Annotated in this window: 22 protein-coding genes and 1 riboswitch; of the genes, 9 read left to right on the plus strand and 13 right to left on the minus strand. The window is 40.3% G+C overall.

Translation table 11 applies throughout. The features are described 5' to 3' along the window. Positions 1-9 precede the first annotated feature (9 nt). Entirely contained in the window at positions 10-2,202 is a 2,193-nt protein-coding gene (locus AC1RRY_RS21095; protein WP_492823336.1) for a glutamine synthetase III family protein, read from the minus strand. 187 nt (positions 2,203-2,389) lie between these two features. Between AC1RRY_RS21095 and AC1RRY_RS21100 the strand changes: the two genes are divergently transcribed. Together AC1RRY_RS21100 and AC1RRY_RS21105 are read left to right on the plus strand one after the other, a co-directional pair. Further along, positions 2,390-4,228 carry an LTA synthase family protein gene (locus AC1RRY_RS21100; protein ID WP_492823334.1) on the plus strand — a complete coding sequence of 613 codons (1,839 nt, stop codon included), beginning with the start codon at positions 2,390-2,392 and terminating at the stop codon, positions 4,226-4,228. Positions 4,229-4,230: 2 nt separating this feature from the next. Beyond that, positions 4,231-4,497, plus strand: a complete 267-nt coding sequence (locus tag AC1RRY_RS21105; protein ID WP_492823332.1) for a (2Fe-2S) ferredoxin domain-containing protein — start codon at positions 4,231-4,233, stop codon at positions 4,495-4,497. Between the two features lie 28 nt (positions 4,498-4,525). Here AC1RRY_RS21105 and metE read toward each other — a convergent pair whose 3' ends face one another. The 3 genes from metE to AC1RRY_RS21120 all read right to left on the minus strand — a co-directional run bounded on the left by metE (position 4,526) and on the right by AC1RRY_RS21120 (position 8,428). Continuing rightward, positions 4,526-6,841, minus strand: coding sequence for a 5-methyltetrahydropteroyltriglutamate--homocysteine S-methyltransferase (metE, locus tag AC1RRY_RS21110; RefSeq protein WP_492823330.1), 2,316 nt, complete (start codon positions 6,839-6,841; stop codon positions 4,526-4,528). A 173-nt stretch (positions 6,842-7,014) separates the two neighbouring features. Next, positions 7,015-7,208: riboswitch (cobalamin riboswitch) on the minus strand. A gap of 201 nt (positions 7,209-7,409) precedes the next feature. Further along, a complete protein-coding gene (locus AC1RRY_RS21115) occupies positions 7,410-7,934 on the minus strand; it encodes a ferritin (protein WP_492823328.1) in 525 nt (174 codons plus the stop codon). Positions 7,935-8,047: 113 nt separating this feature from the next. Beyond that, positions 8,048-8,428: a hypothetical protein gene (locus AC1RRY_RS21120; RefSeq protein WP_492823326.1), complete on the minus strand. Its 381-nt coding sequence runs from the start codon at positions 8,426-8,428 to the stop codon at positions 8,048-8,050. A 537-nt stretch (positions 8,429-8,965) separates the two neighbouring features. On the opposite strand from AC1RRY_RS21120, the gene AC1RRY_RS21125 reads away from it, so the two are divergent. Next, on the plus strand, positions 8,966-9,982 hold the full coding sequence (locus AC1RRY_RS21125; protein WP_492823324.1) for a glutamine synthetase beta-grasp domain-containing protein: 1,017 nt from the start codon (positions 8,966-8,968) through the stop codon (positions 9,980-9,982). 63 nt (positions 9,983-10,045) lie between these two features. Here the strand turns inward: AC1RRY_RS21125 and AC1RRY_RS21130 are convergent, their stop codons facing one another. Beyond that, positions 10,046-10,534, minus strand: coding sequence for a GNAT family N-acetyltransferase (locus AC1RRY_RS21130; RefSeq protein WP_492823322.1), 489 nt, complete (start codon positions 10,532-10,534; stop codon positions 10,046-10,048). Between the two features lie 108 nt (positions 10,535-10,642). Between AC1RRY_RS21130 and mtaB the strand changes: the two genes are divergently transcribed. Continuing rightward, on the plus strand, positions 10,643-11,971 hold the full coding sequence (gene mtaB, locus AC1RRY_RS21135; protein WP_492823320.1) for a tRNA (N(6)-L-threonylcarbamoyladenosine(37)-C(2))-methylthiotransferase MtaB: 1,329 nt from the start codon (positions 10,643-10,645) through the stop codon (positions 11,969-11,971). On the opposite strand, the gene AC1RRY_RS21140 is transcribed toward mtaB, so the two are convergent. Next, positions 11,913-12,431 carry a hypothetical protein gene (locus AC1RRY_RS21140; protein WP_492823318.1) on the minus strand — a complete coding sequence of 173 codons (519 nt, stop codon included), beginning with the start codon at positions 12,429-12,431 and terminating at the stop codon, positions 11,913-11,915. The two genes, mtaB and AC1RRY_RS21140, sit on opposite strands and share 59 nt — an antisense overlap. A gap of 42 nt (positions 12,432-12,473) precedes the next feature. Between AC1RRY_RS21140 and AC1RRY_RS21145 the strand changes: the two genes are divergently transcribed. The 4 genes from AC1RRY_RS21145 (at position 12,474) to AC1RRY_RS21160 (ending at position 15,852) form a co-directional block, all read left to right on the plus strand. Next, positions 12,474-13,838 (plus strand): M20/M25/M40 family metallo-hydrolase, encoded by a 1,365-nt coding sequence (locus AC1RRY_RS21145; RefSeq protein ID WP_492823316.1) that lies wholly within the window; start codon positions 12,474-12,476, stop codon positions 13,836-13,838. A gap of 242 nt (positions 13,839-14,080) precedes the next feature. Then, complete coding sequence (locus tag AC1RRY_RS21150) at positions 14,081-14,911, plus strand: FkbM family methyltransferase (RefSeq protein WP_492823314.1); 831 nt, start codon at positions 14,081-14,083, stop codon at positions 14,909-14,911. A gap of 85 nt (positions 14,912-14,996) precedes the next feature. After that, complete coding sequence (locus AC1RRY_RS21155; RefSeq protein ID WP_492823312.1) at positions 14,997-15,410, plus strand: hypothetical protein; 414 nt, start codon at positions 14,997-14,999, stop codon at positions 15,408-15,410. A 31-nt stretch (positions 15,411-15,441) separates the two neighbouring features. Then, positions 15,442-15,852 carry a hypothetical protein gene (locus AC1RRY_RS21160; protein WP_492823310.1) on the plus strand — a complete coding sequence of 137 codons (411 nt, stop codon included), beginning with the start codon at positions 15,442-15,444 and terminating at the stop codon, positions 15,850-15,852. A 338-nt stretch (positions 15,853-16,190) separates the two neighbouring features. Here the strand turns inward: AC1RRY_RS21160 and AC1RRY_RS21165 are convergent, their stop codons facing one another. From AC1RRY_RS21165 to AC1RRY_RS21175, 3 genes are all read right to left on the minus strand, one after another. Further along, positions 16,191-17,519: an ammonium transporter gene (locus tag AC1RRY_RS21165; protein WP_492823308.1), complete on the minus strand. Its 1,329-nt coding sequence runs from the start codon at positions 17,517-17,519 to the stop codon at positions 16,191-16,193. Between the two features lie 83 nt (positions 17,520-17,602). Next, positions 17,603-18,724: a porin gene (locus AC1RRY_RS21170; RefSeq protein ID WP_492823306.1), complete on the minus strand. Its 1,122-nt coding sequence runs from the start codon at positions 18,722-18,724 to the stop codon at positions 17,603-17,605. Between the two features lie 340 nt (positions 18,725-19,064). After that, entirely contained in the window at positions 19,065-19,415 is a 351-nt protein-coding gene (locus tag AC1RRY_RS21175) for a 4Fe-4S dicluster domain-containing protein (RefSeq protein ID WP_492823304.1), read from the minus strand. Positions 19,416-19,532: 117 nt separating this feature from the next. Here AC1RRY_RS21175 and AC1RRY_RS21180 point away from each other — a divergent pair, with 117 nt between their 5' ends. After that, positions 19,533-20,552: an acyl-CoA reductase gene (locus AC1RRY_RS21180; protein WP_492823302.1), complete on the plus strand. Its 1,020-nt coding sequence runs from the start codon at positions 19,533-19,535 to the stop codon at positions 20,550-20,552. On the opposite strand, the gene AC1RRY_RS21185 is transcribed toward AC1RRY_RS21180, so the two are convergent. From AC1RRY_RS21185 to AC1RRY_RS21200, 4 genes are all read right to left on the minus strand, one after another. Further along, on the minus strand, positions 20,549-21,745 hold the full coding sequence (locus tag AC1RRY_RS21185; protein ID WP_492823300.1) for a vWA domain-containing protein: 1,197 nt from the start codon (positions 21,743-21,745) through the stop codon (positions 20,549-20,551). The genes AC1RRY_RS21180 and AC1RRY_RS21185 overlap by 4 nt on opposite strands. Before the next feature lie 21 nt (positions 21,746-21,766). Next, positions 21,767-22,609 carry an AAA family ATPase gene (locus tag AC1RRY_RS21190; protein ID WP_492823298.1) on the minus strand — a complete coding sequence of 281 codons (843 nt, stop codon included), beginning with the start codon at positions 22,607-22,609 and terminating at the stop codon, positions 21,767-21,769. Between the two features lie 18 nt (positions 22,610-22,627). Continuing rightward, positions 22,628-23,164, minus strand: a complete 537-nt coding sequence (locus tag AC1RRY_RS21195; RefSeq protein ID WP_492823296.1) for a hypothetical protein — start codon at positions 23,162-23,164, stop codon at positions 22,628-22,630. A gap of 76 nt (positions 23,165-23,240) precedes the next feature. Beyond that, positions 23,241-24,551 (minus strand): dihydrolipoamide acetyltransferase family protein, encoded by a 1,311-nt coding sequence (locus AC1RRY_RS21200; protein WP_492823294.1) that lies wholly within the window; start codon positions 24,549-24,551, stop codon positions 23,241-23,243. Between the last annotated feature and the right edge of the window lie 15 nt (positions 24,552-24,566).

Raw genomic sequence — 24,566 nt, forward strand, 5'->3', positions numbered from 1 at the left:
TAGAAATTTTTATCGAATATATAGCAATTCTCTGTATTTCACAAGTGGCCAGTCTTCGTCATCTATCAGAAGCTCCAGTTTGTCAACATGATACCTGATTTCTTCAAAGAAATCCTTAATATCGTTGCCATACAACTTAGCCCTTTGTTCAATATCTTCTACTACATTGGCCTGTTTACGGGCTTCGGTCATTTTTTCAACTCTACTCGATATCTCCGAAACACGCAACGAAATCTCCTTAATAATATTAAGCACCGGTTCTGCTTCCTTATACAGTTCCATGTCTCTCAGCGCCTTGGCTGTCTGTACCAGTTTTGCCTGATAATTAACCGCAGTAGATACTACGTGATTCATGGCCAGGTCACCAATCAGACGAGACTCAATCTGAATCTTTTTAATGTAGTTCTCCAGTTCTATTTCGTAGCGGGCATGAATTTCTCTTTCTGTCAACACACCCAGGTTTTCAAAGATACTGATGAACTCCGGTCGTAAATAGGCTTTCAGCGCTTCCGGCGCACTTGCTATATTAGATAGTCCCCTTCTGGCTGCTTCGTCTTTCCATTCGTCAGAGTACCCGTTACCTTCAAACAATATTTTCTTGGCCTCTTTGATGTAGCCTTTCAGAATCTTAACAATCACCTCTTCTTTTTTGCCCTCATGCTCTGTCATTTCAGCATCAAAATCCTGACGGAATTTAATGAGCTGGTTCGCAACAATACTGTTTAGAACCATCATAGGCTGGGCAGAATTGGCCGAACTCCCCACTGCACGGTATTCAAATTTATTACCTGTAAACGCAAATGGTGACGTACGGTTTCTGTCCGTATTATCGAGCAAAATAGAAGGTATGCGGTTTAAGCCCAGTTTGATATAGGCATTCTCACCTTTTTCGATAGATACTATTTCTTTGTTTTCGATGTCTTCCAGAACTTTAATCATTTCTGTTCCCAGGAAGATTGATACAATAGCAGGAGGAGCCTCATTGGCACCCAGGCGGTGCTCGTTACCGGCAGTTGCAATACTGGCTCTCAGTAAATCGGCGTTATCGTGCACAGCTTTAATAACATTGATCAAAAACGTTACAAAACGCAGGCTTTCTTTAGGCTTGGTACTCGGGCCTAAAAGGTTAACACCAGTATCGGTTCCCATCGACCAGTTGTTGTGCTTGCCACTGCCATTGATACCCGCAAATGGTTTCTCATGAAACAAAACCTCAAAATTGTGTTTTTTGGCTATTTTGCGCATTACATCCATCAGCAGGATATTATGATCGCAGGCCAGGTTTACTTCTTCAAAGGTCGGAGCTACCTCAAACTGTGCCGGTGCCACTTCGTTATGGCGGGTTCTTACCGGAATACCCAGTTTCAGACACTCAAACTCAAAGTCAACCATAAAGGCATTTACCCGTGGGGCAATGCTTCCAAAATAATGATCTTCCAGTTGCTGGCCTTTGGCCGGAGCATGGCCGAAAACAGTTCTACCTGCCATCATCAGGTCAGGTCTTGCATTGAATAAGGCCTTATCCACGAGGAAATACTCCTGTTCTGCGCCTAATGTAGCAGAAACTTTCTCCACATGGCGGTCAAAAATTATAGCCACTTCAGTAGCTGCTTTGTCGAGTACTGACAACGATTTCAGCAAAGGAGATTTTGAATCAAGCAGTTCTCCGGTATAAGATACAAAAATAGAAGGCACACATAAGGTACCCGTACCGGCATCGTTATAGATAATAAAAGCCGGTGACGTCGGGTCCCAGGCTGTATAGCCACGGGCTTCGAAAGTGGCCCTGATACCTCCACTCGGGAACGACGAGGCATCCGGTTCTTGCTGAACCAGCGAGCTGCCCTTAAATTTTTCTAAGGCCTTGCCATCAAAATTGATGTCAAAAAAAGCATCGTGCTTTTCAGCCGAGCCACCCGTAAGTGGTTGAAACCAGTGAGTATAATGTGTTGCTCCTTTAGAAACAGCCCATGATTTCATGGCCGATGCTACTTCATCTGCTATTTCACGATCAATTCTTTCACCACTTTTAATGGCAGTTGTTACTTTTGTATATGCCTCCGGAGAAAGCATGGCACGCATCACATCATCATTAAAAATGTTGGCACCATAGTATTCTGTTACTTTCCCTGCAGGTACATCTACTTTAATAGTTTGGCGGCGTTGGGCTTCGTCTACCGCCTTAAATCTTAATCTTGCCATTTTTTATTAGTAGTTTTGTTGAGATGTCCTATATTTGGGGTTAAAAATAGAGAAAGAACATTGATAAAAAAAGTATTTGAAACTTTTGCCCGATAAGAATTATTTCTTTTTCAGAACCAACTGCTTTCTTATTTTACGTAGCTGTCAATCTAAATCTGGCAGCCATTCATTTTACTAAACCGATTCAATGAAAGAACGCTTACAATTTTTACTGATTTATTATGGTTTTTGGGTTATATTTTTTCTGGTTGCCAGAGTAATATTTTTGGGGTATCATATTGAAGACGCAAAACTGCTGACACTTCAAACCCTGTGGGGTATTTTCTGGAACGGCATCAGGATGGATTTCTCTATGGCCGGTTATTTATCGGTTATTCCTTTTATACTGGTTTCGTTGTCTAATTTCATCAAAAAAAGCAGACTCGAAAACTGGATTTTCTCTTATACATTTATCATGGTGCTATTTGCCAATCTGATAACCGTTATTGATTTACAGGTATTTAATACCTGGGGGTATCACCTTGATGCCACTCCCCTGCGCTACCTAAAAACCCCGCGCGAAGCCTGGGCGTCTGTTAGTTCTTCTCCTTTGCTGCAGTTGTTTGTCAGTTTTCTGATATTGCTCACAGTTGCGTCTTTAATAGTTTACAGAATTATAACCCGCAATATTGATAACTGGAACTACATTGATAACCTGCCATTTATTCCGACTTCACTGCTGATAACCATTGCTTTAATTATTCCGATCAGAGGTGGCATAGGTATATCGCCTATGAACCAGAGTACGGTATATTTCTCAACTAATAATTTCGCCAATATCTCGGCTGTCAACCCGACCTGGAACTTCTTCAGCTCACTGGTGAATGGTTCCTACGACAAGGTGAACCCGTATACATATCTGCCTAAAGAAGAACTGGGCGACAATATTAAAGAACTCTACACAAGCTCGAAAACCAACCAGAAATGGCTAAAACCGAATATCAAAAAGCCGAATGTATTGATTATTATCTGGGAGAGTTTTACCAAAAAAGCAACGGAGCATAAAATTAACGGAGTAGACGTAACCCCAAGATTCAACGCTTTAACAAAAGAAGGCATCTATTTTTCTAATATATACGCCAGTGGAGACAGAACAGATAAGGGGATTCCGGCTATACTGAGCGGATACCCGGCACAGCCTATCGCCTCTATTATAACCGAACCCAGTAAATCTGCCAAGCTGCCTGTATTGAGCAAGGATTTTGAACAGAATGCATACGCTACCGATTTTTATTATGGTGGCGAGGTCGAATTTGCCAATATAAAATCATACTTGTATTCGTCTGATTTTCAGAAAATTGTGAGTAAACAGGATTTTGATTCCAAATACTGGAATTCAAAATGGGGTGCTCACGATGAAATCGTTTTCAATAAGTTTTTGACTGATCATACCGCGGTTAATCAGCCTTTCTTTTCTACCATACTCACTTTAAGCAGCCACGAGCCGTTTGAGATACCTATTGCCAATACTTTTGAAGGTGAAGACGAGCAGACAAAGTTCATGAATGCGATGTACTACGCCGATTACTCCCTCGGTAATTTTATTGATTCGGCAAAGAAACAACCCTGGTGGGATAACACCCTGATAATTATCATTGCAGACCACGGGCATCGGATTCCGCAGACCAGTAAAAAAACAGACGACTTCAAAATTCCAATGTTGTGGCTTGGCGGAGCCTTAGCTAAAACCGGCGAGGTGGTACCATCCATTGCTTCTCAGATAGACCTGTCGTCTACACTGTTGCATCAGGTCGGTATGAATGCCTATGCTTACAACTGGAGCAAAGATATTTTTGACCCGAAAACAAAACAATGGGCATTTTTTTCGTTTAATAATGGGTTTGGCTTTGTTCAGCCTGAAAAAGGACTGGTATTTGATAACATCGGAAAAAAGATGATTCAATCAGATGGCAATATCAGCACGCATGACGTTCAACTGGGTAAAGCTTTGATACAGCGCACATTTCAGGATTATTTAGATAAATAGCCATGAGCAAGATAGATACACCGGTTCATACCATTTTTGTGTGTGACGGCAGTAAATGCGGCAGATACAGTAAGGAAGTCCGGAGGGTTTTTAAAGAGAAAATCAAAGAAAACCATCTGAAAGACAATGTACTGTTAGTGAAAATGGATTGCTCAGATAATTGTGATTACGCACCCGTGGTGAGCTTTCAGCCTGAAAATGCCTGGCACGGCGAAGTTACCGAAAGAAAAGCCGAGAAGTTTTTTGATAAGTATATATTAGAAGAGTAAAGGGTAGGCCTCACCTACCCTTCGTCTTTTATGAATTAATCTGCACAGCCTTACGAATGATACCTGCTGCCTGAATCATATTCCGTAGTGCTTCTTCTGTTTCGTGCCAACCTCTGGTTTTCAAACCGCAGTCTGGATTCACCCAAAGATTCCGTGCCGGAATTACCTCCAATGCTTTGTCGAGCAGGGTAACCATTTCGTCCACCGTCGGAATCCGCGGCGAATGGATGTCATACACACCCGGGCCTATTTCATTCGGATACTTAAAGTCTGCAAATGCTTTCAGCAACTCCATTTGTGAGCGTGATGTCTCAATCGTAATCACATCGGCATCCATGGCCGCTATGTGCTCAATGATATCGTTAAATTCAGAATAACACATGTGTGTGTGTATCTGTGTTTCGTCTGTTACACCGGAAGCACTCAGTCTGAACGCATTTACCGCCCATTGAAGGTATTCATCCCATTTCGATTTCCTCAAAGGCAAACCCTCTCTGATAGCCGGTTCATCAATCTGTATTACCCTGATACCCGCTTTTTCGAGGTCGTTTACTTCATCTCTGATAGCCAGGCCAATTTGGAAAGCCGTTTGTGAGCGCGGCTGGTCGTCTCTCACAAAAGACCATTGCAGAATAGTAACCGGGCCGGTAAGCATACCTTTCATTAAACGATTCGTTTTTGATTGTGCAAAAGCCGACCAACGAACGGTCATGGCATTGGGGCGCTCAACATCGCCATAAATAGCAGGTGGTTTCACACAACGGCTACCGTAGCTTTGCACCCATCCGTTTTGTGTAAACACATAGCCTGATAATTGTTCTCCAAAGTATTCAACCATGTCGTTTCGTTCGAATTCTCCGTGTACCAACACATCAATGCCCAGATCTTCCTGCCAGCGTATTGATTTCTCAATCTCTGTTTCAATCAGTTTATCGTAGGCTTCGGTTGTTAACTCCCCCTTTTTAAGTTTTGCTCTTAGTTGTCTTATTTCTGTGGTCTGTGGGAATGACCCAATTGTAGTAGTCGGGAAAGCCGGTAAATGCAAAGTTTTTGATTGAAGTTCCTGTCTTCTTTCAAATGTACTTATACGGTTAAAATCCTGTTCTTTCAGTTTGGTAACTCTTTCTTTTACATGCGTCTTATGGATTTTCGCCGAAACCCTGCGTTGTTCTACAGCCAGTTGATTTTCTGCTAATGCAGGCAGATATTCTTTTGCAGTGGCAGGCTCTGCAAGTCGGGCAAGCGTAATTAGCTCAGAAAGCTTTTGCTTGGCAAACGATAACCAGTTCTTGATTTCAGTAGGCACCGTTTCCTCATCTTTTTCATTGTCAAGGTCACAAGGTGAGTGAAGCAACGAACATGACGGCGCTATGGCGACTCTTTCTTTGCCCAACACATCAATGGCTTTGTTAATCAAGCTCAGTGAATGCGTAAAATCGTTTTTCCAGATGTTTCGGCCATCAATAATACCCAGAGAAAGAATCTTGTCTGAAGCTTTGAATCCGGTATTGTTCAGAATAGTCTCTAATTGTTGTGGTGCTCTTACCAGATCAACATGAATGCTGTTAACAGGCAATGTGAGTGCAAGTGAAGTATTCTCCCCCAAATCTTCAAAATAGGTTGTCACCAGAATCTTTTGCTGTGGCAATGCTTCTTTGATAACCTGATAAGCCTTTTCAAAGGCAATCTTCTCGTCAGTGTTCAAATCCATTACCAGATACGGCTCGTCCAACTGAATCCACTTTGCTCCTTTGGCAGATAGCTCACGCAATATTTCAATATAAACCGGTAGCAAGGCATCTAGCAAGTCAATCTTATTGAAACCTGTTTCTTTTTCTTTACCTAATAGTAAATAAGAAACCGGGCCAATTAAAACCGGTTTGGTCGCCAATCCTTGTGCTTGTGCCTCTTCAAATTGCGTGACAGCCTTTTTTGAAAAATAGCTAAACTGCTGATTGCGTTCAAATTCAGGCACTATGTAGTGATAATTAGTATCAAACCACTTGGTCATTTCCATTGCGCTTATGTCAATGCCCTCTTTTTGTACGCCACGTGCCATGGCAAAGTACAAGTTCAGTTCATCTGCCTTCAGAGAGTTGTATCGCGGTGGTATTACGCCCAATGCCAGCGACATATCCAGTACCTGATCGTACAATGAGAAATCGTTAGACGGAATCAACTCAATACCGGCTTCTGCTTGTATCTGCCAGTTTTTCAGCCTGATCTGCTTACCTGTTTCCAGTAATTCGTCTTTTGAGATTTTACCTGCCCAGAAGGCTTCGCAGGCTTTTTTTAATTCGCGTTTGTTACCAATGCGCGGGTAACCCAGATTGTGAGTAAACATTTGATTGATTTGTTAAAGGTTATCAATACCTCGAACCCACCAATTTCCCGGTTGATGCCGGGAATCTTTACAGAATGCATAAGGCGATGCCTACCCAACTGTTATTGCACAGTTGGAACATGCGGTTTGTTCTGTAAAGTCAATGCTTGACCAAAGCCCTACTCGTGAAGGCGTAGTCATTAAGATTAACGGCAAGTCTCCTGACTTATGAACTGGTTCTGTCGCCCTTCTCATTTCACAACAATGGGCATAACTGACAAAACTTCTAACATTCAATTACAGTAGCACGTCTGTTCGTGACTTACACACGATTCCTTCTTAATTCTATTGAAACACATCAATAAAAACCGTCAACCCGATTGAAAGGTATTACGAAGACGGAACAAATATAAGCTACTTTATCTAAATGTAAAATGTTATATAGAACATTTTTCTATTAAATTATAACATTGTAGATTTATTGACTTTTAATTACTGAAATTGTAGATAAACTTTTGAATTCAAGTGTAGCATATAAACAAAAAAGCACAGGTACATACCTGTGCTTTCAATATCTGAAAAACTAAAATTAAGCTTCGCTTCCGATTTTACCGATTTCTTTGTCTATTACAAACAAGCCGGTGTCTTCTTTGCCTATTATATCGAATAGTTCAAGAGCGCGGCGTGCATTGGCTTCTTCTTCAACTTGTTCTTTCACAAACCATTGCAGGAAGTTCTCAGTTGCGTAATCTTCAGCATTGCGGCATTTCGTAACCAGTTTGTTAATAGCATGCGTAACGCTGATTTCGCTTTGAAGTGCAGTTTCGAACACACCCTGGAAAGTGCCCCACTCTAATTGCGGTGCTGCTACTTCAGGACTGATGGCTGTTCCACCAACTGAAGCCACATAATGGAAAATTTTCAGCATGTGATCACGCTCTTCGTTCGATTGGCGGTAAAGGTATTCTGCGCTTTTGATATAACCATTGCGCTCGCACCATGAGCCCATCGATAAATATTTGGCTGAAGCTTCCGCTTCCATTTTTATCTGTGCATTTAATGCAGTTTCTATTTCTTCTTTAAGAGATGTCCGAAGTCTAACTAAATCTTTCATATTGATAATAATGTTTTTTCAAAGGTATGACATTATTACAATTCAGATGACGTAATTGTTCAAAATTAACCCGGATTGATAAAATTTAGAGATAATCTAAATATAATTTAGACTTAAACTACCTCATATTCGCCTAGAACCTCGTTCAGAACCGAATTCACGTATAACGCAAATCTGGCGCCTGACAGCAGTTCTCTCAAATGGATGAGGTCACAAAGATGCAGAGTGAAAGTTTGGTTGGAGTTAGGCGCTTCAATGATGTCGAAGTCCGCCTCGTCAGATAGATCGTAAAGTTTATCTATAATATTAATTCCGTCAATTGATCTTTTGAAATTCATGAAGTTCTGAATCTTAAAAGCTGTAGTGATACCTCCGAACTCAAGAAAGATTCTGTTGGTTGCATTACATTGCCACACCAAACCTTTAGATGTTCTGTGCAGTTCAACTTTTAAATACTCAAGCACGTTCAGGCTCTCCATTTCTACTAGACTCATTAACGGTATAAACTTTATGCTACAAATTTATACTCAGTTTAGAATAAATCCAAATAAAATCAAGAATTATTTGGAACGGGTCTAAATAATTTAAGGCATGTCTATCTATATATATAAATGTATGCTTTTTTCTTCGCCCTTATAGTCTGGTATAAACTAAGTAATTCTACCTATTCACGCCGTTTGGATAGAGGCATTGAATCTTGGAAAAATCAAATCATATAAAAATGCAATTTTCAGAATTATAAGTACAATTTTTCCCTTATTCGCATTAAATTTTACTATTTTCTGGAAAAATAGGTTTCAGAAAAATACTTATATATTCATTTTTATGTAATTTTACATCAGAACAAGATAACAGTCAATCAACGCAAACAAATGCAATCTTATTATTTCTATAATTAATTGTATTTTTTAAAGAATATAAAATTTTCGACTAAAATATTTACTGTTTGAAGAATCTTATATTGTTTTTTGCCTATATATTTGCAACATATTCTTTGATTAATAACCGAAACATCTTAAAAAATTACAGCAATGGCAGTAGCTAAATTAGAGTACATCTGGCTAGACGGTTACAAACCAACACAAAGCCTTCGAAGCAAAACCAAAATAGAAAAGAATTTCAGTGGTAAATTGGAAGATTGTGATATGTGGTCTTTCGATGGCTCTTCTACTGAACAAGCACTTGGTGGTTCATCTGATTGTTTATTGAAACCGGTATTCATCTGTCCGGACCCTGCACGTTTAGGAACGGGTTATTTAGTAATGTGTGAAGTACTGAATGCTGATGGTACTCCGCATGAATCTAATGGCCGTGCTTTAATTGAAGATGATGACAACGATTTCTGGTTTGGTTTCGAGCAAGAGTATTTCTTGTGGAATCCTGAAACCAACAAACCATTGGGCTTCCCTGTTAACGGTTACCCTGCACCACAAGGCCAATACTATTGTTCAGTAGGTGCTAACAATGCGTTCGGTCGTGAAATCATTGAAGAACACCTTGAAATTTGTCTACAGGCTGGCTTAAACGTTGAAGGTATCAACGCTGAGGTAGCTGCTGGTCAATGGGAGTTTCAGGTATTTGCTAAAGGTGCAAAACAAGCCGGTGACGAAACCTGGATTGCACGCTATTTCTTAGAAAGATTAGGTGAAAAATATAACGTTTCGATCAACTGGCATTGTAAACCATTGGGCGCAACAGACTGGAATGGTTCTGGTATGCATGCAAACTTCTCAAATACTATCTTGAGAACTGCAGGCAAAAAAGAAACGTATGACATCATTTGTCAGGCGTTTGCGCCATTCGTGAAAGAACACATTGCCGTTTACGGTGCTGATAACCACCTTCGTTTAACAGGTAAGCACGAAACGCAATCAATCGATAAATTCTCTTACGGTGTTTCTGACCGTGGTGCATCAATCCGTATCCCGATTGCTGCGGTTCAGAAAGGTTGGAAAGGCTGGTTAGAAGACCGTCGTCCAAACTCAGCGGCAGATCCATACAAAGTGGCTGCGCGTATCATCAAAACCGTAAAAACTGCAGAAGTATAAGACTTTTTCGAATAATATTTTGTTTGCAAAGCCCCATGACATTGTGATGGGGTTTTTGTTTTTTTAGTCGGCAATGGTTCTCGAAAACAAAAACACCTGCGTACCTGTTCGTTTTTCTACTTCTCTTTCTTTACTAAGACCCATTTTCTCCAGAATCCTGACTGAGGCATGATTCCGGCTGTCGACATATCCAATAATTTTCTTCGGCTTCATTATATCCAGTGCGTAATCAACCAATGCCTGTGCTATTTCGGTGGCTAGTCCTTTACCCCAATAGCCTTCAAAAAGGCTGTATCCTATTTCTACCACACCCGGCGAATCTTCAGCCAGCTTGGCAAGGCCGATAATTTGCTGAGAGGCAGCATCCAGAACAAAATAATGACCCGAAACCGGCTCGGTCGTATACTTCACATACCTTTCTATGGCTTCCTGCTTAGTAAGCGCATGCCCAGTTATGTATTTCATTACAGGATACGTGAACTGCGCCTCGCTGAATTTATCAACTGTCGTTTCGTCTATTTTCAAAAAACTGAGTCTTGAACTTTTTAGCATAAAAAAACATTGGTTTTTAAAAGCAGATGTATATTAACACCACTGGTTTTCAATGTAATAGAGACAAATCTATTAATTTTCGTTAAATTTGCACAGAAATTTGAATTTATGAAGAAAGTTGCCTTTTATACATTGGGTTGCAAGCTCAATTATTCTGAAACCTCAACCATTGGCCGGATGTTTGAAGAGCGCGGGTATCAGAAAGTTGAATTCAATCAGCAACCGGATATATTTATAATCAATACTTGTTCTGTTACTGAAAACGCAGACAAGAAGTGCAAGAAAATTGTCAAAGAAGCCAACAAGATAAATCCTGATGGCTATGTGGCTATTATTGGTTGTTATGCCCAGCTGAAACCAAAGGAAATAGCAGAGATTGAAGGAGTAGATGCCGTGCTCGGTGCTGCTGAGAAGTTCAGACTCATTGATATCATCGGTGATTTTGTAAATGAACCCAAACAGACAACTGCCAAAGTCTATAATTCAAATATTGAAGAGGCTATTGATTACCATACCTCCTACTCCCTGAATGATCGCACCCGTACTTTCCTGAAAGTGCAGGATGGCTGCGATTACCCCTGTGCATATTGTACCATACCATTGGCCAGAGGTAAAAGTCGCTCTGATACCATTCAGAATGTAGTAAAGGCTGCTTATGAAATTGCAGACAGCGGAGTAAAAGAAATAGTACTGACAGGCGTGAACATAGGTGATTTCGGTTTGCAGAACGATGAACGGAAAGAAACTTTTCTGGAACTGATAAAAGCGCTTGACGAAGTAGAAGGCATTGAGAGATTCAGGATATCGAGCATTGAGCCAAATTTGCTTACCGACGAAATCATAACGTTTGTGGCCGGGTCAAAACGCTTTGTGCCGCATTTTCATATCCCATTGCAGTCAGGCTCAAACAAAGTACTGGCGTTAATGCGCCGCAGATACAAAAGAGAATTGTATGTTGACCGGGTAAGGAAAATCAAAGAACTGATGCCCGATTGCTGTATCGGTGTCGATGTCATTGTGGGGCATCCGGGTGAAACTGACGAAGAGTTCCTGACAACGTATCAGTTTTTAAACGATCTGGATATCAGCTATCTGCACGTGTTCACTTACTCGGAGCGACCAAATACTACTGCACTAAGCATAAAACCTGTAGTGCCTGCTAACAAAAGAGCCGAGCGTTCTAAAATGTTACATATTCTGTCAGACAAGAAAAGACGCTTCTTCTACGAACAGCAACTGGGCAAAACGTTTTCGGTTCTATTTGAAGAAGACATTGAAGACGGCTTGATGCAGGGCTTCACTGAAAACTATGTTCGCGTAGTGGCCAAATACGACCCGCTACTTATCAACGAAACTAAAAGAGTGCATCTGGTTTCAATTAATGAAGAGATGCTGGTTGAGGTTGAAGAATCCTACGAAGAGTTAGTACATGCATAAGGCTTGATAAACCTATTACAAAGGATGTTTCTGACCGAGGCATCCTTTTTTGTTTACTTGCTACTAAGAATAAATTCTTAAAGTGCATCAGTTCGTTTCCCCATGGCTTCGCTACTATAAGATAAAAATAATTTATAGTAATAAAACCGACTTCAGTCGGTCTAAGAATAAAACTAAGACCATTGTTCTGATAGCCACCGACTTTAGTCGGTGTTGTGGGTATGAATCGTTTCTCCATGTCTTCGCTATTATAAAGTATAAGGTAATTTTTACTAACAACACCGACTTCAGTCGGTCTAAGAATAAAAATAAAACCATTGTTCTGATAGCCACCGAATTTATTCGGTGTTGCAGGAAATATTTCTGAATTTACGCCCATACAATCCACAATTCCCAACATTACTCTACAAACTAACTGCTTGCGTCTAAATCTTTTTACTGAGGTGCTTTCATCTGCCAATTGTTTTGTATTTTTGTTTAGACATCTAATCTGAACTTTTACATGAAAAAAGCACTATTTGCAATCAGCTTCATCATTATCTCATCTCAATTATCAGCTCAGAAAATAATCAACCGTGACCCTCAGATTGAGGCCCTGGTAAATCAGGTTTCTAGCGACAGCCTTAAAGAATATGTAGACAAACTGGTAAGTTTCGGTACCAGAAGTACTTTATCAAACACCACCGACGCCAAGCGAGGTATCGGTGCTTCCCGCAGATGGGTTTTAAGCAAATTTCAGGAATTTGCCAGGCAATCAGAAGGTAGAATGACTGCCTATATTGATACCTGGACACTGCAACCGGATGGCAAGCGTGTCGACAAACCCATTGAGATTGGCAATGTAATGGCCATACTGAAAGGTACTGACCCTAACGACAACCGGATATTTCTGGTTAGCGGACATATCGACAGTCGTGTAACAGATGTCATGAACCGTGAAGCAGATGCGCCCGGCGCCAATGACGACGGCAGTGGAACAGTGGCAGTAATAGAACTGGCCCGGGTAATGGCTAAGTCGAAGTTTCCGGCCACAATCATTTTCGTAACAGTAAGCGGTGAAGAACAAGGCCTTTTAGGTGCCAGTCATCTGGCTGAAAAAGCAGTTGCCGAAAACTGGAATATTGAAGGCGTGCTGAATAACGACATTATGGGTTCTAACCACAGCAACGAAACTAATATAATAGATAATACCCGCGTGCGGGTTTTCAGCGAGGGCTTACCGGCCTTTGAAATGGATAAGAAAGTGGGTGCGATCAGACAATATGGCGTTGAAAACGATGGCAAAGCCCGTCAGTTAGCCCGCTACCTGAAAGAAACCGGAGAAAGATATGTTGATAATCTGGAAGTGGTAATGATATACAGAAACGACCGTTTCCTTCGTGGTGGCGACCATACCCCATTTGTGAACAAGGGTTTCGCTGCTGTGCGCCTGTCTGAAATGAACGAAAACTTTTTACGCCAGCATCAGGATTTACGCGTTGAAAAAGGAATTGAAATCGGCGACCATGCCAGGTATATGGATTTTGAGTATCTACGCAAAAATACAGCCATTAATGTAGCAACTTTAGCCAATCTGGCGAAATCACCTTCCATGCCGGAAGATGTGATTCTCGATGTAAGAGGCTTAGGTAATTCAACAAGCCTGCGCTGGAAAGCCTCTAAAACGGGCAAAGTAAAAGGTTATTACGTTTTAATGCGTGAAACGGCCATGCCCTACTGGCAGAAAAAGTTTTTCACAACCGATTTGAAAATAACACTCCCTTATTCAAAAGATAACTATTTCTTTGCGGTGCAGTCTGTCAGTGAAGATGGAAACGAAAGCCTGCCGGTTCTACCAAGAGTAGGTTTAAGAAACGCTGGCGAATAATTATATTTTATCCTACAAACAGGTAGTTGATTGAAATCAGCTACCTGTTTGTATATTTGCATATCAGAGTCTATCAGACTATTTTCGGCAATTATTTTACGAAAACATCAACGTCAATAAGCTGACCTCTCCACTATCTAAGCACAGCCGATGTGTTTACAAGCATCATATGCTTATTTCATCTGAAAATCCATACATTACACAAAAGAAATTCGATTTTTAACAGCAATTGATTTATTGAGATGATAAAAAATTTAATATTTGACATAGGAATGCACAAATCAGAAGATACTGATTTCTATTTGCACAAAGGATATAAAGTAGTAGCGATTGAAGCTGATCCTGATTTGATTAAAAGGGCATCATTAAAATACAAAGACCATATTGATAAAAACCAATTAGTACTATTAAATTACGCAGTTTCTGATAAAGATGACGAAGCAGTTAAATTCAATATAGGCCAAAATACTGTATGGAACTCTCTGAAACAATCAATAACTACCAGGGAAGAACATCAAGCATATACAATTGAGGTAAAGACAAAAAAGTTATCAACCTTAATGGAATCTTTTGGAATACCCTATTATTGTAAAATAGATATTGAGGGTTATGATGAAATAGCCGTACAAACACTTCACGAATTAAAAGATTTACCTCCCTTTATATCTGTAGAGACCGAATGTATCGGCAAGAACGAAATAATTTCAGACGAAGAGGCGCTTAAAACACTATATGCACTGTATAATTTAGGATACAGAAATTTTAAATTAATTGATCAGGGTTCTCTTGTTGTCCTGGATGAAAATGTAAAGTTTTATTCAAATAATAGATTTAGGTTTCGCAACCTATTGATAAAGCTCGGGTTTCTGGCTCGGAACAGAGACCGGCTGAGCAGAGAATTCAAGTATCCATTTGTTCAGGGTGCAAGTGGCCCATTTGGAGAAGAAACTGATAAAAACTGGATAGATTATGAGCAGGCAAAAAGAACTTTGATCAGGCATCGCAATGATTACTTTCAATTGAAACGAGCAAAATATTACGGATTCTGGTGCGATTGGCACGCTAAGAAATGAGATCGCCCCAACAAAATACCTTATTTTATACTCATTCCAACCTTTTTCTATTTATTAGCATCTTTCAGTAAAACATCCTAATCAAATGAAATCATTCGTTGCTTTACTTGTAGTTGCCTTTGCTTTTGCGGCTTGTCAAAAAGATGCTGTTGTACCGGAAAAATTAGTCGGAGTATGGAACAACGCCTATCAGATCCAACACAAAACTACTGATGGTACCTGGGGGCCGTGGGAATACATTGTTACATTCGCCGCTTTGCCTCCTATCGAATTCACTGCTAAAGGCCGTTTTTTACGTGATGGTAAAGATGGCGCCGAATGTTGCACTGCCGGTAATAAGTTTACTGTCATTAACGAGAACATAATCTTCTCCGACCTGAAAAGTTGCCCGCAGATGAGCTGCAAACCATGCTCAGAATGGGGAATCACCCGATTGGATTCTGATACACTGGTAGTTGAAGCCTGCATGACCAGAAGCAAATACTCCAGAGCAAAATAGTATCGGTGCTTATATTTAAACTTATTAGATAATGAAACGGTTACTTGCTGCAATAAGTATCACAGTTGGTCTGCTATCATGTCAATCTGCCATTTCGCCTAAAAAACTGGTGGGAGAATGGAGTCCAACCTATGAAATGCAATACAAAGAAGCTAACGGTAAATGGAGACGTTGGAATACCATCAATACCTTAATGGCAATACCTAATATGGAATTTACAGCCAATGGCAATTTCCTTCGTGATGGCAAGCCCGGTGCCGCATGCTGCAGTGCAGGTAATAAGTATGCACTTTCAGGTAATACCATTACCTTTTCAGACGTAAAGGATTGTCCGAATGTAGATTGTTCACTGAGTTATCAATGGAAGATTCATGAACTAACTTCTAAATTTTTGATTTTGGAATTTGGTGAAACCAGAAGTAAATATGCAAGAGTAAAATAAAAGCGTTCTTCAGTTTAGTATAGATTAAGAAAAGGTATATAGGTTTTGCATTGATAAGCCTGTATACCTTTTCTTTTTGGTATCTGCGAATACTCAGGTGAATCTATCCAGTTGATAGTCGTTCACTCTACCTCATTCATACATATATAAAGAAAATACATTACTCAATGTTACTTAAATTTCTCTCTTTCTATTGGTCAAACTATTATAAAAAGAAAATGCCCACTAAAATAGCGGGCATTTTAACTTATGGAGTACAACAAAACCACAATAAAAGTACGGTTTAACCCGCAATTGTGATTTTGTTACAAATAATCTGTATCGTTTAGATTTAAATCTTAAACTGCTTCTAAAAGAGATTCGTCGTGTTGACTTACATCAAGACCTTCTTTTTCGTCAGACTCACTAACACGTAGTGGAAGAATTAAATCAGTGATTTTCAAAAGAACAAAAGACATTGCAAATGCAAACACCGACACAACAACCAAGGCAATCAGATGGTTCACAAATAGTTTTGATGCACCAAAGAATAAACCTTCATCAACTACGGCAGAGTTAACGCCTTTACTTGCAAAAATACCTGTCATAATCATACCAACCATACCACCAACACCATGGCAAGGGAATACATCCAATGTATCATCCAATGCTGTTTTGGTTTTCAAGTGTGCCAGGTAATTAGAGATAATAGAAGCAATAGCACCGATAAAGATTGAATGAGGAATGGTAACAAAACCTGCCGCTGGAGTGATAGCAACCAAACCAACAACAACACCAATACAGAAACCTAATGCTGAAACTTTTTTACCACGAGCGGCATCAAATAATACCCAGGCCAAACCGGCAGCCGCAGCCGCAGTATTTGTTGTAGCAAAGGCAGATGCTGCCAATGTACCTGCGCTAAGCGCCGAACCTGCATTGAAACCAAACCATCCGAACCAAAGTAAACCTGTTCCTAATAATACATAAGGAATGTTGGCTGGAGGTAAGAAGCTTCCGTCAACATGTGCACGACGGCGTTTCAGATAAATAGCACCTGCTAAAGCTGCCCAACCAGCCGACATGTGTACCACAGTACCACCAGCAAAGTCAAGCACACCCAGTTTGAAAAGGAAACCTTCCGGATGCCATGTCCAGTGTGCCAAAGGAGCATAAATGAACAAGCTGAAAAGTATAATGAACAAAACGTATGACTTGAAGTTGATACGTTCTGCTAATGAACCAGTAACAAGAGCAGGAGTAATAACGGCAAACTTCAATTGGAAGAAGGCAAATACAACCAAAGGAATAGTTGGAGCCAACGACCAAGGCTTGCTTTCTAACACTCCTTTAAACATAAAGAAAGTAGTAGGGTCTCCTACAAAGCCACCAATTGAATCACCAAATGCAAGGCTGAAACCTACAGTAACCCAAAGGATTGAGATAACACCCATTGCAATAAAGCTTTGCAACATAGTAGAAATAACGTTTTTCGCATTTACCATCCCACCGTAAAAATAAGCTAGCCCCGGTGTCATGATAAGAACTAAGGCCGTACTTACGAGCATCCAGGCTACATCGGCTCCTACTATGCCGTCAGTAACAATAGTAGTAGGCACAGCAGGCAAAAACACTCCGGCAATCGCTATGGCAAGCAAAATAATCAGAGGTAAAGGATTCTTACGCATAATGTGTTTGGGTTTAAGTGTTGTACAAAAAAATGTAACGAAATTATTATGTTTAGTTTAGGTTATTGACAAAGTGTAATTTATCAGAATTTGAAGATTAGCGCAGCGCCTAGTGTTGACTGAGAGCTTTTGGTAAAATTACCGTCGCTGTCTTCAAATTGTTCTGAGCCTGCTGCTGCTTTTGCAAAGCTATCAACACGGAACTCAGGTTTGAACAAAAGATTTGGTGAAAGAGTAACATTACCTGTTAAAGTAAATGAATTAACAGTTGTACCACCATTTGGTCTGGCAGAGTTAGTTAAACCACGAACACCGCTAGTGTTATCGAAATACTCATAACGAGCACCCAAGCCAAATTTATCAGTAAAGGCAACTTGTGCATACAAAGCAGCACCACCCCACGATTTTTCACTTTGAGTACCATAGGCAGCATTTACACCTAATAGGAATTTCTCAGTGATTTGGTACGAAGTAGTCAAATCAAACAACGAATAGTATGATTTTTCATCAGTACCTTCGTCAGAACCAATCCAGTTTACATACAAGTTCCAACCTTCAGCCGGCGATACATAGAACTGACCAATAACACCTAATTTATCGTTGTTATCGTCTTTAGTATCTATACCATTAACCAAACCAAACATCAATGACGATTTAGATGAAGTGGCGATAGTTGCTTTCAAACCTGTGTGGTAGAAAGGACCGTTACCGAAAAGGTTTGACAGCGAGTAGTTGAAGTTTACAGGGGCATCAATTACTTCGTAACCGATGTGTGTACCAAACTGACCTGCAGTTAACGAGAATTTGTCTGATGCCTTCCAGGTGATGTAAGCTTGCTTGATAGCTAAGGCTGTACTTGTTGCACCTGAAACCGGGCTGATAACGTTTGCATAGTTACCCAAGTCAGCGTGGTTACCAAAAACAATGTCAATAACTCCATCAACTTTATCAGTTGAGTAAGATAATTTAGTTTGAGCAAGACCGACCTGAAATTGACCTGGTTTTTGGTCGAAGATACGTTCGAAGCCCGATGTGCCTAAATTTGATCTTGATTTTGGATTATTGAAGTTGCCGAAGAAGTAAGTATCAACGTAACCTGAAAATGTGAGGGGATTAGGTTTTTCTTCTGTGGTTGTTGTACTTCCTTGTGCTCTGACCGTCGCTACTGAAAGCAACGATAATACTGTAAAAATCAATTTTCTCATAATAATCTTTGGTTTAAGTGGCGATTGTCTGAAATCATATTTCATTGCAAATGTTCGGTAAAAAACTTTTAATTCCAAATTTTATGTTTAAAAAAAATGAATAAATCTTTAAAAAATTATTTGGTCTACATTTTTATGTATTAAAAAATATAAAATATAGAAAAAGTACAACAAAATATAAAAACGAATATTCTTCTGATTTTTTGTTAATATTCAGTATAATATTCCGAAGTGCAATTTATTCTTAAATTTGTACAATTGAAAGAATGAGACAAAAAAAAGCCTGACGGTAAATCCGTCAGGCCATCATATGGAGAGTTAATGAATCGCTACCTTAAAATTATGCTTCCGCATGAAGCCACGTTTTTTTGGCTTCCAGTGTTTCTGCTTCTTCAACATTATCAGGGTCAGGCACACAACAGTCTACAGGGCAAACCGCGGCACATTGCGGTTCTTCATGAAACCCATGACATTCAGTACATTTATCTGTCACTATATAATAAAATTCATCCGAAACCGGTGCCATAGGGTCTTTACCGCCAATAACTGTTCCATCTCCCAATTCAACTTCTGTTAATTTTGTTCCTCCACCCCAGGTCCATTCAACTCCACCCTCATAGATTGCCGTATTAGGGCATTCTGGTTCACATGCACCACAATTGATACACTCATCTGTAATCATTATCGCCATACTCTCTCTATATTTTTAGTAGTTAACTCAAATAATCAACAAATATACAGCTTCAAAGTTTCAATTTAGTCGTATTTTTGTATGATTTTAAATACCAAGTTACTTTTTCTATAAATAATGCAATCAAAAGACCTTATTATTACATTTTCACAACTGGGAGATTTTCTGCTTGATGAAAAGAACACTGAGTTAATTCAACAATGGTCAGCCGCTGCCCGTAACGAAAATGCCTGGTTTACAGAAGATAACGTAAAATTAGCCCTCAATAATATAGCTCGTTTTTATCTTAACAAAGAATTTCTGGAAGCGTTTGTCGAAACCAATAATATTCAACCGGTTACAGAACCCCGAAAAGTGGGAATTGTGATGGCCGGTAATATTCCTGTAGTAGGTTTTCATGATTTACTATGTGTGGTTTTAAGCGGGCACATAGCTTTAATAAAACTTAGTTCGAGCGATTCTGCATTGATGCGCATACTGATTGCCCGGCTTATTGAAATCAATCCGGCCATTGAGCCATATATTCAGATAGCAGACAAACTGAATCAGTCCGATGCCGTGATTGCTACCGGAAGCGATAATACTGCCAAGCACTTCGAATATTACTTTGCTAAAGTACCACACATTATTCGTAGAAACCGGACGTCGGTCGCTATACTGACCGGTGAAGAATCACGATCCGAACTGGCCAATCTGGGTAATGATATTTTTCAATACTTTGGGCTGGGCTGCAGAAATGTATCAAAATTGTATGTGCCTGCCGGATATACATTCGATAAGTTCTATGAGTCAATCGAATACTGGAGCACCATCAACATACATCATAAGTATAATAACAATTATGATTACAACAAATCGGTATTATTGGTAAATAGAGCTCCGCATTTCGATAACGGCTTTTTGTTGCTGCGGGAAGAACAGACACTGGTTTCTGCAATTTCTGTCTGTCATTTTGAATATTACGAAAACGAAACTCATTTGCAACAACTGCTGGCAGAGCATCAGGATAAAATACAATGTGTGGTATCGAAAGATGGCAGATTCGAAAACAGTTTTGATTTTGGGAAAGCGCAATCGCCAAAACTAAACGATTTTGCAGATGGCGTGAACACAATAGCTTTTTTGAAGAATATTTAACTGAACTTCAGTTTATTGTTTTTAAGACATTTCATAGCTTTTTCAAGGCCATTGATAGTCAATGGAAACATGCGATCCTCAGACCAGTCTCTGATTAGCTTAATAGTGTGTGTATACTGCCAGTAACCATCATTAGTCGGGTTTAACCAAACCATATTCGGGAATTTCTCTCTGAATCTCGACAACCAGGTTAAACCCGATTCTTCATTATAGTGTTCTACACTACCGCGTGGTTCTGATAGTTCCCATGGCGACATGGAGGCATCACCTACAAAAATCACCTTATAATCTTTATTGTATTTATTCAGCACATCCCAGGTTGAGATGCGGTCTTCATACCTGCGGCCGTTGTCTTTCCACAAAGTCTCATACACACAGTTATGAAAATAATAATATTCCAGATGTTTAAACTGGTATCTGGCCGATGAAAACAAGGTTGAACATTCTTCAATATAATCGTCCATTGAACCACCCACATCCAATAGCAGCAATACCTTAACCCGGTTTTGCTTAGAAGCATGCATTTTTATATCGAGCATTCCGGCATTCTGGCAGGTGCTGTCAATGGTCTCTTCCAGATTCAGTTCATCTACCGCACCTTCTCTGGTCAGAATCCGAAGTCGCCTCAAAGCCATCTTAGTATTGCGGGTGTTCAGTTCAAGGTCATCGTCATAATTCTTGAACTCGCGCTTATCCCATACTTTCACTGCGCTTTTTCCACCGCCTTTCCCTCCTATTCTGATTCCGGCCGGATTATACCCGGAATTGCCAAAGGGTGACGTACCACCCGTACCTATCCATTTATTGCCCCCCTCATGCCTTTCCTGCTGCTCATCCAGCAATTCTCTGAGTCTTTCCAATAGCTTATCCAGACCTCCCATTGCCTGAATGGCCTGTTTATCTTCTTCGCTAAGTTCTCTTAAAAGGTGGGCTTTTATCCAATCGGCATCTATATTGCCCAGTAAGCTTTCAATCGGAATATTTTCTGATTCACCAAAAAACTGACCAAACAATTTGTCGAACAAATCAAGGTTTTGCTCGTGTTTTACAAAAATGGCTTTGCTCAGAAAATAGAAGTCTTCTACATTATAGGCAATCACCTCTTTGTCGAGTGCCTCTAACAGGGTCAGATGCTCTCTCAACGACACAGGCAGATGATTAGCCCTGAGATGATAGAAGAAATCTAAAAGCAATGATTGCGCGTTTAATTACAATTACTTAATACCCTTCTCGCGCAGTGCCTTATACAAATCATAATCTGATTCATTTTTCAGCAAAGCCCCCAGATAAGGTGGTATTTCGTTCAGCTTATTTAAATCGTTCAGATCGTCAGCCGATACTTTTCCCACCAGCAATAATTTGAGCCAGTCGATAAGCTCGCTGGTAGATGGTCGTTTCTTCAGATTTTTGATTTCTCTGATACCAAAGAAAATTTTGAATGCATTAACCAGCAGATTTTCTTCCAGATCCGGATAATGCACATCTACAATTTTCTGCATTGTTTCTTTGTCAGGAAAACGAATAAAGTGGAAGAAACAACGACGCAAAAAGGCATCAGGCAGCTCTTTTTCGTTGTTTGACGTAATAATAATAATCGGCCGGTGTTTGGCACGAATGGTTTGTTTCAATTCATAGCAATAAAACTCCATCCGGTCAAGTTCTTGCAGCAAATCATTCGGAAACTCGATATCTGCCTTATCTATCTCATCAATCAGCAGTACACTTGGCTCGTCAGTATCAAAGGCTTCCCATATCTTCCCTTTCTTAATGTAGTTGCTTACCTCATTCACACGGTCATCTCCCAGTTGAGAATCACGCAGGCGTGAAACTGCATCATATTCATACAAACCCTGCTGTGCTGTGGTAGTAGATTTGATGTGCCAGGTAAAAAGCGGCTTATTTAAAGCGCGGGCCACTTCAAACGCCAGCAGGGTTTTGCCCGTGCCGGGTTCGCCCTTAATTAATAAAGGTCTTTGAAGCGCCACTGCCGCATTCACAGCTGTTTGCAGCTCACGTGTGGCTACATATTGAGCGGTTCCTGAAAAACTCTCTGCCATACTGATAATCCCTCGTTTTTATTCTTCTTCTTCGCTGGTGAAACTGTAAAGTGTGTTGTCCAGTTTGAGTGTTCCGGCATTGAAATCGTTTACAAATTTGGTAATAACCTCGCTGGTTAATTCTTCCACATTCAGGGTTACGTCCAGGCCGATGCCATATTCAAAGTCTTCGTCAACCTCAATGAACTCCGAAACCTTGATTATCTCTTCTTCTTCCAGTTCTTCAATAATCTCTTCCAGCATCAGTTCCATGTCTTCCGTCATTTTGTAGTTGGGTTTGCGTCTGTCAACCTCTACATAGCTCGGATACTCCTTTTTCATTCTGGCTTCGGCTTCTTCAAAAACCAGGCTGCTGTGGTTCAGACGCAAAGTGCTCATAACCGCATCATAAATCACCTCTGAGCCATCGTGCTTGCCAACAAACTGAAAATGCGCAAACTCTCCGGTATCATTCATACCGTCTTCATCTTCAACAATTACATAATTTTGCCCTTCTTCTTTGCATTCTGCTTTCAGTTCGGCTATTTCCTGTGGGTCAAATCCTTCGTTTTTCATACAATTTAATAATGTAAGTTATATTTATGACTGAACACAACGAAGGTCTGACCACTGCCAGACCCCCATTGAGTGCTTAGAATAATTTTCTGTCTACTTCAAAGTTTTCAAGGTAATCAGAAACGCGTTTTACGAATTGTCCACCCAGTGAACCATCTACTACGCGGTGATCATACGAGTGCGAAATGATCATTTTCTGTCTGATACCAATGGTATCGCCATGAGCGGTTTCAACTACCGATACTTTTTTCTGTATTACCCCAAAAGCCAGTATTGATACCTGTGGTTGCATAATGATAGGCGTACCGGCAATATTACCAAACGAACCGATGTTTGAAATAGAAAGCGTTCCATCAGACAAGTCATCGGCTTTCAGCTTGTTTGCACGTGCTCTGTGTGCAAGTTCATTCACTTTTTTGGTCAGGCCAATCAGGCTGTATGAATCAGCCTCGTGAATCACCGGCACTATCAGATTGCCGGTAGGTAAAGCCACCGCCATACCGATATTTATTTTGCCTTTACGGATAATCCTGTCGCCGTCTACTTGAATATTGATCATCGGAAAATCCTTAATGGCTTTTACAACAGCTTCAATCAGCAATGGCGTGAACGTGATGTTTTCTCCGGTTTCCTGTTGAAACTTAGACTTTATTTTATCTCTCCACAGTGCTACATTAGTCATATCAGTTTCCACAAAAGAGGTAACATGCGCCGAAATCCGCTTCGATTCAATCATCCGCTCAGCAATCATTTTTCGCATGCGGTCCATTTCTATAATCTCGTCGGTTGCCTGTGGTGTATAGGTACTCACTGATGGGGTTGTGCTCACAGAAACCGAAGTTTTCTTTTCTTTCTTCAACTGTACATAAGCCAGAATATCATCTTTGGTCACACGACTTTCAGCGCCTGTTCCTTTCAGGCTTTCCAGTTCTTCAATAGAAATGTTTTCTTCCTTGGCTATATTCTGCACCAGCGGAGAGTAAAATCTACCACTCAGAGAATTTACTTTAGGCTCGGCATTTTCAACCAGTATTGATGTCAGCTTCGACTGCTGCTCTAATTCATTGACGATACTTTCCGGCTCTTTTTCTTCAGTTGCAGGAGCAGCTTCCGCGGGTTTCTCCTTAGCAGCACCTGCCTGCTCGGCATCTGTTTCAATAATGCATATAGGTTTGCCGATAATAGCTATTTCTCCTTGTTTTACCAGTACTTCTTTAATAACACCATCGTATTGTGAGCCTATCTCAGTATCAATCTTGTCGGTTGCCACTTCAAGAATCATCTCGTCGGCTTCAATCTTGTCGCCTACATTTTTCAACCAGTTCAAGACAGTACATTCAAATATACTTTCCCCCATTTTAGGCATTATCATTTCTACTAGAGCCATATTCTTTTTCGATTT

The sequence above is a fragment of the Emticicia sp. GW821-FHT11C11 genome (genome assembly GCF_058808615.1).

Bases quoted from the DNA above. Each gene is read 5' to 3' on its own strand.
- AC1RRY_RS21195 (WP_492823296.1), bottom strand. From the start codon at position 23,164: ATGAAAAACGAAGGATTTGACCCACAGGAAATAGCCGAACTGAAAGCA.
- AC1RRY_RS21130 (WP_492823322.1), bottom strand. From the start codon at position 10,534: ATGCTAAAAAGTTCAAGACTCAGTTTTTTGAAAATAGACGAAACGACA.
- mtaB (WP_492823320.1), top strand. From the start codon at position 10,643: ATGAAGAAAGTTGCCTTTTATACATTGGGTTGCAAGCTCAATTATTCT.
- AC1RRY_RS21145 (WP_492823316.1), top strand. From the start codon at position 12,474: ATGAAAAAAGCACTATTTGCAATCAGCTTCATCATTATCTCATCTCAA.
- AC1RRY_RS21170 (WP_492823306.1), bottom strand. From the start codon at position 18,724: ATGAGAAAATTGATTTTTACAGTATTATCGTTGCTTTCAGTAGCGACG.
- AC1RRY_RS21115 (WP_492823328.1), bottom strand. From the start codon at position 7,934: ATGAAAGATTTAGTTAGACTTCGGACATCTCTTAAAGAAGAAATAGAA.
- AC1RRY_RS21120 (WP_492823326.1), bottom strand. From the start codon at position 8,428: ATGAGTCTAGTAGAAATGGAGAGCCTGAACGTGCTTGAGTATTTAAAA.
- AC1RRY_RS21095 (WP_492823336.1), bottom strand. From the start codon at position 2,202: ATGGCAAGATTAAGATTTAAGGCGGTAGACGAAGCCCAACGCCGCCAA.
- AC1RRY_RS21125 (WP_492823324.1), top strand. From the start codon at position 8,966: ATGGCAGTAGCTAAATTAGAGTACATCTGGCTAGACGGTTACAAACCA.
- AC1RRY_RS21150 (WP_492823314.1), top strand. From the start codon at position 14,081: ATGATAAAAAATTTAATATTTGACATAGGAATGCACAAATCAGAAGAT.
- metE (WP_492823330.1), bottom strand. From the start codon at position 6,841: ATGTTTACTCACAATCTGGGTTACCCGCGCATTGGTAACAAACGCGAA.
- AC1RRY_RS21180 (WP_492823302.1), top strand. From the start codon at position 19,533: ATGCAATCAAAAGACCTTATTATTACATTTTCACAACTGGGAGATTTT.
- AC1RRY_RS21175 (WP_492823304.1), bottom strand. From the start codon at position 19,415: ATGGCGATAATGATTACAGATGAGTGTATCAATTGTGGTGCATGTGAA.
- AC1RRY_RS21200 (WP_492823294.1), bottom strand. From the start codon at position 24,551: ATGGCTCTAGTAGAAATGATAATGCCTAAAATGGGGGAAAGTATATTT.
- AC1RRY_RS21160 (WP_492823310.1), top strand. From the start codon at position 15,442: ATGAAACGGTTACTTGCTGCAATAAGTATCACAGTTGGTCTGCTATCA.
- AC1RRY_RS21155 (WP_492823312.1), top strand. From the start codon at position 14,997: ATGAAATCATTCGTTGCTTTACTTGTAGTTGCCTTTGCTTTTGCGGCT.
- AC1RRY_RS21100 (WP_492823334.1), top strand. From the start codon at position 2,390: ATGAAAGAACGCTTACAATTTTTACTGATTTATTATGGTTTTTGGGTT.
- AC1RRY_RS21190 (WP_492823298.1), bottom strand. From the start codon at position 22,609: ATGGCAGAGAGTTTTTCAGGAACCGCTCAATATGTAGCCACACGTGAG.
- AC1RRY_RS21105 (WP_492823332.1), top strand. From the start codon at position 4,231: ATGAGCAAGATAGATACACCGGTTCATACCATTTTTGTGTGTGACGGC.
- AC1RRY_RS21165 (WP_492823308.1), bottom strand. From the start codon at position 17,519: ATGCGTAAGAATCCTTTACCTCTGATTATTTTGCTTGCCATAGCGATT.